The following is a 10,546-nucleotide window of genomic DNA, read 5'->3' as shown; positions in this document are numbered from 1 at the left end:
ATCATTCACAACGTGTTGATCACGAATCTTCAGCTCTGGCGAGTACTGTGGGTCACCAATTTAGCATCTAATGCCGCCATCCTTCTATTGCTTATACGTGTCGATAAGGCAAGGCGCATGCCACTCGCCATTGCAGTTGTATTCAGTCTTTTGCCGGGCCTGCTGCTTTCACTTGATATGACAGCCCCGTTTGTCGTCCTCCTTTGCCTGCTCTGGTACCTGCACAGAAATTTTCGCAACAATCGAATCAGGCTCCTGGCTGCATCCGCGATTCTAATTCCAATGGCTTTCGTGCTCGCCTTGGCCGTCTATTCTCTCTACCTACAACTCACCTTAGATCGCTACATCGTCCGACACGTACTCGATCTGGCTCTCCTAACGGCAGCGGCCTTTGGCCTGATCTGGTATGTCCGGCACCCACAAAACAAGCTGATAATCGTCGTTTCCGTCGGTATACTTGCGTCCAGTATGCTGGTGGCCGATCAGCGGTCCTCTTGGAATCGATACGTCTACGGGTCAAGTCAAGACATCACTCTGAACCAATTTCTAGCTAACGCTGGAACTACTTTCTGGGAAGGCGAAAACGGCACAGAACTCTTGTGGTTCAAGGAGAGGAAGCCAAGCTACTTCAGCTGCATGCAGGCTGCGGAATCCGTATTTTTCCAAGCAGTTGCCGCGGAATGGTCGAGACGGAAATCTGCCCTGCAATTGTTGCATACTGTCGGCTTTTCCGATGAATCGTGTACCTCGATATTCAGCGGCACTAATTCCAAAGTTGAAGTTGAGGCTGTCTGCCAGTCCCTCCCCGATCTGGACACAATTGTTCTCAATCACCCCGTGCCAGAATTGCCAAATCGGACCTGGACAGCCCCGACCTATCAGGAAGTTATGGAATCCAAAAAGACTGGAAACGCGATAAAAAAAAAGCTCGTGAAAATTTCCGCTTTTTACCGTTATGACTGTGCTACTTTGCGCGAATCACCGTAAAAGTGAATTGGCTCTCTCACATTCTGATTGGAAGCCACAGGGATCAACCAAGCTGCTGCGACACAGCATTAGGATTCGGAGACAAATACTTTGTCGTGCTCGTTACCAAGTGGTACAGAGCAACAAGATGATCCCCTCAAAATCGTCGAGGTCGAGGCCGAGCGGCTTGCATCCGACACGACCAATACGCACACGCATATGACGATAAGCCAACGATCCACGGCACATCACACCATCAGCCCCAAGATCCTGATCGCAGCCACCTTCCTGCTGGCCCTGTGGGTCCTCACACACCCATACCTGGGGGTCATCCACGACGGTCGGCTCTACCTGCTCCAAAGCCTGCACGCGCTGGACCCTTCACGATGGCGCGATGATCTGTTTTTCCGATATGGCTCTCAGGATAGCTTCTCCCTCTTCTCGAATGGCTACAAATGGCTGCTCGCGGCGCTGGGGATTGCCCAGGCCAATCTGCTGGCCACCCTGGTTGGCGATGCTCTGTGGCTGGCGGGGCTGGGCTTCCTGACCTGCACCCTGCTGAAGGATCCCGTCGAACGGCTCGCCGCAATTGGCGCTGCGATCGTGCTTAGCGCGGAATATGGCGGTCTTGGCATCTTCCGTTACGCAGAACCTTTCATAACCCCCCGGCTGTTCTCCGAGGCTGCTGTCATGGGCAGCCTGGCGCTGGCGGCGCGCCGGAAATACGCGATGACGTCCATTACGGGCATCCTCGCATTTGTCATCCATCCCTTGATCGCGTTACCGGGCATTAGCATCATCGCATTCGAGGCGCTTCGCCGAGACCGTCGGATCTGGATCATTTTCGGTGCGGTGCTGATTATCGGCATCGCAGGTGCCGGGCTGGGGATCGATCCATTTTCCAGGGCAACACAATTCTATACGGCTGACTGGTTTCGCGTGACCAGCACGAGGAACAATTTCGCGCTGATCAGCACCTGGGGGCTCGCCGATCAGGCGCGACTGGCAACGGTCTTCATCGTTCTTGGAACCTTCCTCACCGTGGCAAGCAACCAGGAGCGAAGGTATGTGACTACGATCCTAATCGTCACGTTCCTGAGCTGCACAGTGTCATTTCTTGGCGCCGACGTCGCCCACAACGTGCTGATCATGAATCTTCAGCTCTGGCGCGCGCTGTGGATCGCCCATCTGGCCGCCAACGCGGCCCTCCTTCTGCTACTGCTACGCACAGGCAAAACGGAACGTGTACCGATCGTCATAGCCGCGATATTCAGCTTTCTACCCAACTTTCTGTCCACACTTAGCACTACTGAGCCCTTCATCGTCATCCTGTGCCTCTCGTGGTTCTTGCACAAGAAGCTGCGGCACGACAAGGCGCGATTTCTCATCACCATCACGATTCTGATTTTGATCGCGTTTGCCATCGCGCTCGACCTCTACTCGCTCTACGTTCAAGTCACATTGGATCGACACCTCGGCCGCCACTTGCTCATCCTGACGTTAGCCACTGCGGCGGTTCTCGGTGCCGCACGATGCATCCGGCAACGACCAGGCGGCTGGATGATCACTAGCGCCGTGGGTGTCCTCGCAGTCAGCCTGCTTCTGATAAACCAGCAAACCGAATGGCACCGATACGTCTACGGATCAGGATCGGACGGGGGGCTGACACAATTCCTGGACAACTCTGGCGACACCTACTGGGAAGGTTTCAACGGCACGGAAGTGCTGTGGTTCAGAGCCAGAAAACCCAGTTACTTCAGTTGTGTGCAAGGAACGGAATCCATGTTCTTCCGTTCCACGGCATTGGACTGGTCGAGACGAAAGACAGCCCTGCAATCTCTGAACACCCAGGATTTCTCCGAGATGTTGTGTCGGCCAAAGGCCGGCATCAGAGCAAATGTCCCCAAATCGCCAGCCCAGATTGCCGCAGCCTGCCAATCGCTCCGCGACCTGGACACCATTATTCTTAATCACCCAGTCCCTGGATTGCCGAACCGTTCATGGACCGCCCCAACCTACCAGGAGATCACCGAATACGAACAGCGAGGCAACGGCCCCATACAGCCAAAGACCGTGAAGATCTCCACCTTCTACCGCTACGATTGCTCAGCCCTGCGCTAAAGACGTCAACCGCGTTCCCACCACTACCGAAACTCACTCAACTGCCCTGCGAACGTCCGCACCAAACAGAAAAACCTTCCGCCCCACATACCCCACCATGAACGAGCCACCGGCGGCCGCCATTTTCGCCATCAGCAGCGGCGCCTGCAGCCAATTGACGCCGGCATAGATGACGGCATCGTTCACGATCAGGCCGATCATACCGATGACGACGTAGAGCACACCTTCGGCCGTGGCGCGATGGCCAAACCTGCGATGGGTGAACACCAGTCGGATCGCCAGCAGATAGTGCACGACGGAGCCAACGAGAAAACTAATGGTGGCCGCCACGATGTCGTTCCAGTGCACCACGCGGGCCAGATAGAGCAGCAGCGCCGTGTCCACCACCAGCGCCAGCAGGCTGACCGCAAAATAGCGCACGAACTCACGGCGCAGGCCCTGCATTACGAAGTACTCCGCTTTTCTTCGTGGTACTCATCATCTACGTTAATTTCCCAAATCTCGCGCTTGGACACATTGCCGGCGATGATGTCATCCACCGCCAGCTTTGCCGTGAGCATGGAATGATCCTGGTTGTTATACCGATGCATGCCATTGCGCCCCACCAGGTATAGGTTGGCAATGGTGTCGGTGTATTCGCGAATGACCGAAAACTGGTCATAGCTGCCGAAATAGGCCGGATACGCCTTGGGCACGTGGACCAGATGATGGTCCACTACATCCGCAGCGTCGATCAGGTCGATTTTCTCCAGCTCCGACACGGCGAAGTGAAAGAATTCAGCCTCACTCATGCTCCACAACTCATCGCCTTCCTGGCAGAAATACTCAAGCCCCATCCAGATGGCATCCGGCGTCGTCACCAGCGACGGGCTCCAGTTGTTGAAGATCTGCAACCGGCCGATTTTCACATCCGGCTCCTGAATGTAGATCCAGGTATCGGGCACCAGATTCATCGGGCCCCGGCCCTGCGCAGTCGGCTTCAATTTCTTCACCAGCAGACCCAGGGTGATGAAATCCCGATAGCACAGGCCGCTTCCCACCACCTGCACTTCCGCAGGCGGTGCAGGATGCAGCATGGCAACCAGTTCGCTGATCGGCATGGTGGAGATGAAGTGATCCCCCTCCCACGTCCTGGTATGGCCCTCGCTGTCCTTCGTGGTCACGCTGACGACGCGTCCATCCGCATGCTGCACGGCTGTCACCTTATGACCCAGATGAATCTGCCCGCCACGCGCGCGCACCTCGTCGGCCACGATGTGCCACATCTGGCCTGGGCCATACTTGGGATACAGAAAGCGCTCAATCAGGCTGGTGTTGGTGCGCTTCTGGGCCAGATCGTGACCTTCTCTGGAAAGCAGTTTTCCTGCCGCATGCCGCAGCGCGCTCAGGATGGACAACCCCTTGATACGCTGCGCGCCCCATTCAGGACTGATGTCGCTGCACGGCCGACCCCAGACCTTTTCCGTGTAGTCGCGAAAGAACGTGGCATACAACGCCTTGCCAAACCGGTTGACGAAGAAGTCTTCCAGATTGCGCTCCGGCTTGCGCTTGAACAGGCAGGCCCACGCATACGAAAACCCGATGCGCAGGAGCCGCACCACGCCCAGGTTGCGCAAGGTCTGTGCCGACAACGACACGGGGTACGAAAAGAATTTGCGCAGGAAATAGATGCGCGAAAGCCTGGGGCGCACCAGCAGGTGGCGATCCGCCTCGGGGATGAGGCTCAGGCCGTCAGCCGTCTTGCCAGGTGCCACTGGCATCATGTCCCGCCACCACTGCATGACCCAGTCCGACTTGGAAAAGAATCGGTGCCCACCAATGTCCATGCGGTTGCCGTGATGATTGATGGTTCGGGAAATGCCACCTACATCGTCCAGCGACTCGAACACAATGGGGATGCAATCGGAGCGGCGCAGCAGTTCCAGCGCGGCCGTCAAGCCGGCGGGACCGGCGCCGGCAATCAGTACAATTTTCGTCATGAACAGTGGTCCTCCGATGTAAGGCTCGGCAACGGCGACTTTTCAGTGGCCCGCCGGTAGATCATCCACAATAGCAAGCCCAGGGCCAACGGCACCGTATGTGTGACCATATGCTTGGCCACCACTGCGATGAGCAGCGTGTCGGCCCAGAACAGCACCAATAGTTCCCGCTCGAAACGGCGCCACCCCGTCTCGATGCAATACAGGCACAGCCACGCGACTGGGAACGCCAGCCACACCATGTCGTAATCGAACACATAGGGGCTGATGAAAAAGCTCCCGGCCATCAACGCCGCGTTGCGCAACCGGGCATCCCGACAACGGCGCCAGACGCGCCACACCACCCCAGTCGCGAGCAGCGCAACGGCACCATGCACGGCGTAGGCCGTAGCCAGAGGCACGTGCAACAGACGCAAACTGACGAAAACACTGGGCATCTTCGCTAGCGGCGCCTGACCGGCGTCCAGCAGCTGACTGGCCTCACGCAGGCCCTGCAGAAAGGCCACCAGCGTATCCGCACCCAGAACCATCGCACTGAGTAGCGTGAACACGACCACCGTCACTGCTGCCCAAAGAAACGTGCGCCACGCGCCGATGGCGATGAGACACAGCGGAAACAGTACGGCCAGATGCGGCTTGATGCAGAGCAAGCCAATCAGCACCCCCGCGAGGACCGGGCGCCGCTCCAGGCACAGCAAGGCGCCAGCCGCGAGCGCGGCGGTCAGGAACCCGGTCTGCCCGTTCAGCAGATTGAACCAGAGTGGTCCGAACGCCGCCAGCACCAGCAGCACCCGCGGCATCGGAATCTGCGGCACCTCTGGACGGGCGGCATCCACAGCCCGCCAGAACACCCACCCATACAAACCCAGCGTCCCCAGCGAAAAAATGATCCAGCCCACCTGCAGCGGAATCAGCGAAAAGGGCAGTACCACTAGATAGAACATGGGCGGATAGCGCCACGGCAGCACCCCATTCAGCGCAGGCGCCACGGCTTTCTCGACCGCCAGCAGATGGGGCCCGTGATAGGCCAGGACCGCCGGGTCGTGCAGGCCGATCTTCGAAACTGACCAGAACTGCACGAAATCGTACCCGAGCGGGTTACCCGCTGGATCCATACCCCCGGTGCTACCCAGAAAGGCATAAGCAACCCAGCAAACGAAAATCAGCGCCGCCGCGCCCGGGTACACCAGCAGCCGACTCCGATCGAGCCAATGACTCTTCATCGAAACCGCCGTCGCGAAGAGATTGCCACCGGCTGCATACCCATCAGAACGCTTCCTGGCCGTGTCTGCTTCAAGGAATTACATTCTGACAGATCCTGCAGGTTCATTCAGACGTTCTACGAGTGTCGTATTTTTGAGACGTAAATCTTATCAGAATGTAAATTTTTCAGGTTTGATCGGGTAATTAAAAAAGTACATGATGCATGAGATAGAATCGGACACTCCACAGGGTTTTCTGCAAGTTATCCCTTGGCGCCCTCGTGGTCCTCCCGATAGCCAAGTCATGCAATTTCCTGCGACAAGGAGTACCTCATGCGTAAACTGCTTCAAGCCCTCAAGCGCGACGATCGCGGCGTGACGGCCCTGGAATATGTGATCCTGGCTGTCGTCGTGGTGGCTGCCGTCACCGTCGGCGGCTCCATCCTGCGAAACGTCATCACCAGCGCCTTCACTTCGACCGGCTCGGCAATTCAGGCCTGCGTCAACAGCCCCAAGACCTGCGGCAGCTAACCTAACCTGGCCCAGAACCGGCGTCCGGAAGACCTGCAGGAGCAGGCAATCTTCCACCTGTGTCGCGTTTTAGAAACAGAAACCCTGCCTGAATGTCGAATATGCGGGCTCCATGTAACGATTCGGAAAATGCATGGCCGCTGGAATACAATTGGATACCCTACGGGGCTTTCTGTGACTGATCGCTTGGCGCCTGCGTGATACTCGCGGCAGCCAAGTCTTGCAACTCCCTCCGTCAAGGAGTATCTCATGCGTAAACTGCTTCAAGCCCTCAAGCGCGACGAGCGCGGTGTGACGGCCCTGGAATACGTGATCCTGGCCGTCGTCGTGGTGGCTGCCGTCACCGTCGGCGGTGCCGTCCTGCGAAACGTCATCACCAGTGCCTTCACTTCGACCGGCTCGGCGATTCAGGCCTGCATCAACAGTCCCAAAACCTGCGGCAGCTGATTCGGAAAGTTCACGACCGCTGGAATTCAATTGGACACCTACAGGGCTTTCTCTGACCAATCGCTTGGCGCCTGCGTGATGCTCGCGACAGCCAAGCCTTGCAGCTCCCTGCGTCAAGGAGTACCTCATGCGTAAACTGCTTCAAGCCCTCAAGCGCGACGAGCGTGGTGTGACAGCCCTGGAATACGTGATCCTGGCCGTCGTCGTGGTGGCTGCCGTCACTGTCGGTGGCGCCATCCTGCGAAACGTCATCACCAGCGCCTTCACTTCAACCGGCTCCGCAATTCAGGCTTGTATTAACAGCCCTCAATCCTGCGGCAGCTAACCTGGAACTGGATCCGGCCATCGCCATCATCACCGGGCTGGTGCTGGCAGGCGCGGCAGCCTTGCTGCTGCGTCTGGCGCTCGGCGATCTGCGACATCGGCGCCTGCGCAACCGCCTGATCGTCTGGTATGCAGGCCTGTGCCCAGTGGCGCTGCTGACTTCGGGCGCATCCGGATCGCAGTGGCTGCAGCACGGTCTGGTGGCGGTGGTGGGTTTTCTGGTATTGCTGGCGCTATTTGCCGTTCATGCCATGGGCGGCGGCGACGTCAAGCTGGGTACGGCGGTGCTGGCCTGGGCCGGCAGCGCAAATGTAGCAAATGTTTTGCTCGTCATCAGTGTTTCGGGACTGATCGTGGCGCTGATGGGTCTTCTGTTCAATGCCCGCTGTCTGCGGCGCATCTTTGCACGCGGCTGGCGCCGCCGGATGCGACGTGCGCTTCGGGTGCAGCGCGGGGTTCCCTACGGGGTGGCCCTGGCGGTCGGTGGCCTGTTCGTCATGCCAGGCTATCTGACTTCCTGATGAGGCAGGCGCAGGATGCTTTGTCGTTCGTATCGGCGTCGTAGTATTTGGTGGCTTTTAATTTCGGGAGCGCTCGTCACATGTCCGCAGTACTGCGTTTTTCCCTGATCCTGTTGGCCGCCGGCATCCTGGCCATGGCAGCACGTGCGCTCTTCGTGGCGCGCGAAGAACCGGCCCCGCCACCCAGCCCCGACGTGCAGGTCCGCGTGGCTTCGGCTGATCTGCCAGCTGGCCTGCTGCTGCGCGACAGCGACCTCGGCTGGAAAGCGATGCGGCCGAAAGCCGTCCCACAAGGCGCCATCCTCCAGGGTACGCCCAACGCGGCCAAGCTCGCGGGTGCCATGCTGCGTAACCCGCTGGCCGCCGGTGCCACGCTGCTGACCGGCAACGTCATCCAGCCCGATGCCCCCGGCTTTCTGGCGGCGGCCCTGGCGCCGGGAATGCGGGCAGTGTCGGTCGCCATCGATGACGTCTCCGGGAATGCCGGGCTGATCCAGCCGGGCGATCATGTGGACATGATCCTGACCCAGAGCGTTCAGCGGGACAACCGCCGGGCCACTGTCAGCGAAACTGTGGTTGAAAACGTCCGCGTCATCGCGGTGGGATCGACCTTCAGCCCGCCGCGCGAAGCCAACACGAGCGAGAATCCCAATGGTGCGGTGAACCGCGCGCGCACCATCACCGTGGAAGTCAATCCGCAGGTGGCCGAAGCCGTGACCGTCGCCTCCCATCTGGGGACGCTGTCCCTGGCGCTGCGCAGTTTTGCTACCACCGACCGCAACGAGCCCTCCACTGGTGGCGCCATCGTGGTAGCCCAATCACCGGACGCCAGCGATACCCGCCCGACGTGGGGCGGCGACGTGTCGCGCGCATTGGCCGGCGCCGAGAACGGCCCGCCTCCACCACCCCCCTCTTCCGGCATCGCCCCCAAGCGAAACATCACGCTGTTGCGTGGTCCCGAAAAGCAAGAACTGACCTTCTAAGTCGAACGAGAATCACCCGGAGCTCTGGCAGTCCATGACGATACTGACCTGCACGCACCCGATCGCAGCGACCACGGCGATCCGCCCTACATCCCACCGCTGGTTGCGAATGGCGGCGCTGCTGCTGTTGACCGGCGGCCTCTGGATGCTGGCGCAGCCTGCCCATGCGCTGGACCTGGCCATCGGCGAGGGCAAGCTGCTGACCGTGCAGCAGGGCAAGGTCAGCACCGTTTCGCTGGCGGATCCCTCGATCGCCGACGTGCAGGTTCCATCTCCGACCACACTGCTGGTCATCGGCAAGCGTACCGGCAGCACCACGCTGTATGCCCTGGACAGCGACGGCAAGCCACTGCTGCGCCAGCGTATCGTGGTCACCCATAACCTGAGTGAAATCCAGTCGGTGCTGCGGGCGCGCTTTCCCAAGCTGCGACTGACCATGTCGTCTGCCCCAGGGTCGCTACTGGTGGACGGCGACGTCCCGGATTCCCAGACGGCCGAGGCCGTTGCCAACACCATCCGGCCATTCCTGGGCGACAAGGATCAGCTCATCAATCGGCTGGCCATCACCGCGCCCACCCAGGTGCAATTGCGCGTGCGCATTGCCGAAGTCCAACGCAACGTCGCCCAGGCGCTGGGGGTGAACTGGAACGTCCTGTGGGCCAAGGGAACCGGCGGGCCCGGCAGCAGCGGCATCAGCTTCCTGAGCAATGCGTCGCTGGCCGCGCTGCCGACCAGCTCGCTGGGCTTCAACCGAACCAGCAGCGTCTGGAACATCAACGGCATCATCGACGCGCTGGACCAGGAAGGCCTCATCAGCGTGCTGGCCGAGCCCAATCTGTCAGCCGTCTCGGGCCAGACCGCCAGCTTCCTGGCAGGCGGCGAATTCCCGGTACCCATCTCACAGCAGCAGGGCACCATGTCGGTGGAATTCAAGCCCTTTGGCGTGTCGCTGGACTTCACCCCGACCGTGCTGTCCGACGATCGCATCAGCCTGAAGGTGCGCCCTGAAGTCAGCCAGATCGACAGCGCCAATTCAGTCATACTCAACAGCGGAACCACCAGCAACGGTTCGTCGGTCGGTCTGCAGATCCCGGGGCTGAGCGTACGCCGCGTGGAGACCACGGTCGAAATGGCCAGCGGCGAAAGCTTCGTCATCGGCGGCTTGCTGCAAAACAACATGCAAGACGTGCTGACGCGGATACCTGGGCTGGGCAGCATTCCGATTCTGGGCAAGTTGTTCTCGTCCAGGAGCTACCAGAATAACAAGAGCGAGCTGGTCGTCATCGTGACCCCCTATCTGGTGCGTCCGGCCAAGCCTGGCTCCGTGATGACGCCACTGGACAGCATGCGTCCGGCGACCGACATTGAATACATCCTGCACCGGAAGATCGGCCTGGACCCGCTGACGAATTCGGTTCCCCGCCTCACCGGCGCAGCAGGCTTCGCATACTGATTGATGGATCCGGAGGACA

The 10,546-nt window shown here is 59.5% G+C and carries 11 protein-coding genes; 8 read left to right on the top strand and 3 right to left on the bottom strand.

Annotated features, from left to right (window positions below; translation table 11 throughout):
• Together EPN31_RS09780 and EPN31_RS09775 are read left to right on the top strand one after the other, a co-directional pair.
• Positions 1–987, top strand: a 987-nt coding sequence (locus EPN31_RS09780; protein ID WP_291772615.1) for a hypothetical protein, incomplete at its 5' end; no start/stop codon positions are given.
• Positions 988–1,185: 198 nt separating this feature from the next.
• Complete coding sequence (locus EPN31_RS09775) at positions 1,186–3,087, top strand: hypothetical protein (protein ID WP_291772612.1); 1,902 nt, start codon at positions 1,186–1,188, stop codon at positions 3,085–3,087.
• Between the two features lie 33 nt (positions 3,088–3,120).
• Here EPN31_RS09775 and EPN31_RS09770 read toward each other — a convergent pair whose 3' ends face one another.
• Genes EPN31_RS09770 through EPN31_RS09760 form a run of 3 tightly spaced genes read right to left on the bottom strand, consistent with a single transcriptional unit; the run spans position 3,121 to position 6,289 of the window.
• On the bottom strand, positions 3,121–3,531 hold the full coding sequence (locus tag EPN31_RS09770) for a GtrA family protein (protein ID WP_291772608.1): 411 nt from the start codon (positions 3,529–3,531) through the stop codon (positions 3,121–3,123).
• Entirely contained in the window at positions 3,531–5,066 is a 1,536-nt protein-coding gene (locus EPN31_RS09765) for an NAD(P)/FAD-dependent oxidoreductase (protein ID WP_291772605.1), read from the bottom strand. Before EPN31_RS09765 ends, EPN31_RS09770 begins: the two co-directional genes overlap by 1 nt.
• On the bottom strand, positions 5,063–6,289 hold the full coding sequence (locus EPN31_RS09760; protein WP_291772602.1) for a glycosyltransferase family 87 protein: 1,227 nt from the start codon (positions 6,287–6,289) through the stop codon (positions 5,063–5,065). The genes EPN31_RS09765 and EPN31_RS09760 overlap by 4 nt, the downstream gene beginning before the upstream one ends.
• Positions 6,290–6,601: 312 nt before the next feature.
• Between EPN31_RS09760 and EPN31_RS09755 the strand changes: the two genes are divergently transcribed.
• The 6 genes from EPN31_RS09755 (at position 6,602) to EPN31_RS09730 (ending at position 10,527) form a co-directional block, all read left to right on the top strand.
• Complete coding sequence (locus EPN31_RS09755; protein ID WP_291772599.1) at positions 6,602–6,799, top strand: Flp family type IVb pilin; 198 nt, start codon at positions 6,602–6,604, stop codon at positions 6,797–6,799.
• 249 nt (positions 6,800–7,048) lie between these two features.
• Positions 7,049–7,246: a Flp family type IVb pilin gene (locus tag EPN31_RS09750; protein WP_291772596.1), complete on the top strand. Its 198-nt coding sequence runs from the start codon at positions 7,049–7,051 to the stop codon at positions 7,244–7,246.
• A 127-nt stretch (positions 7,247–7,373) separates the two neighbouring features.
• A complete protein-coding gene (locus tag EPN31_RS09745) occupies positions 7,374–7,571 on the top strand; it encodes a Flp family type IVb pilin (protein ID WP_291772594.1) in 198 nt (65 codons plus the stop codon).
• Positions 7,572–7,632: 61 nt separating this feature from the next.
• Entirely contained in the window at positions 7,633–8,091 is a 459-nt protein-coding gene (locus EPN31_RS09740; protein WP_291772590.1) for a prepilin peptidase, read from the top strand.
• Between the two features lie 80 nt (positions 8,092–8,171).
• Complete coding sequence (cpaB, locus tag EPN31_RS09735; protein WP_291772587.1) at positions 8,172–9,074, top strand: Flp pilus assembly protein CpaB; 903 nt, start codon at positions 8,172–8,174, stop codon at positions 9,072–9,074.
• A gap of 34 nt (positions 9,075–9,108) precedes the next feature.
• Positions 9,109–10,527 carry a type II and III secretion system protein family protein gene (locus EPN31_RS09730; protein WP_291772585.1) on the top strand — a complete coding sequence of 473 codons (1,419 nt, stop codon included), beginning with the start codon at positions 9,109–9,111 and terminating at the stop codon, positions 10,525–10,527.
• Positions 10,528–10,546 lie beyond the last annotated feature (19 nt).

The sequence above is a fragment of the Castellaniella sp. genome, from assembly GCF_004321985.1.
Taxonomy (GTDB): Bacteria; Pseudomonadota; Gammaproteobacteria; order Burkholderiales; family Burkholderiaceae_B; genus Castellaniella.
Note: the sequence above shows the minus strand (reverse complement) of the source record. Positions and strands in the feature narration are given on the sequence as shown.

Excerpts from the sequence above, each read along its gene's own strand:
- EPN31_RS09775 (WP_291772612.1), top strand. The coding sequence starts at position 1,186 with ATGACGATAAGCCAACGATCCACGGCACATCACACCATCAGCCCCAAG.
- EPN31_RS09770 (WP_291772608.1), bottom strand. The coding sequence starts at position 3,531 with ATGCAGGGCCTGCGCCGTGAGTTCGTGCGCTATTTTGCGGTCAGCCTG.
- EPN31_RS09765 (WP_291772605.1), bottom strand. The coding sequence starts at position 5,066 with ATGACGAAAATTGTACTGATTGCCGGCGCCGGTCCCGCCGGCTTGACG.
- EPN31_RS09760 (WP_291772602.1), bottom strand. The coding sequence starts at position 6,289 with ATGAAGAGTCATTGGCTCGATCGGAGTCGGCTGCTGGTGTACCCGGGC.
- EPN31_RS09755 (WP_291772599.1), top strand. The coding sequence starts at position 6,602 with ATGCGTAAACTGCTTCAAGCCCTCAAGCGCGACGATCGCGGCGTGACG.
- EPN31_RS09750 (WP_291772596.1), top strand. The coding sequence starts at position 7,049 with ATGCGTAAACTGCTTCAAGCCCTCAAGCGCGACGAGCGCGGTGTGACG.
- EPN31_RS09745 (WP_291772594.1), top strand. The coding sequence starts at position 7,374 with ATGCGTAAACTGCTTCAAGCCCTCAAGCGCGACGAGCGTGGTGTGACA.
- cpaB (WP_291772587.1), top strand. The coding sequence starts at position 8,172 with ATGTCCGCAGTACTGCGTTTTTCCCTGATCCTGTTGGCCGCCGGCATC.
- EPN31_RS09730 (WP_291772585.1), top strand. The coding sequence starts at position 9,109 with ATGACGATACTGACCTGCACGCACCCGATCGCAGCGACCACGGCGATC.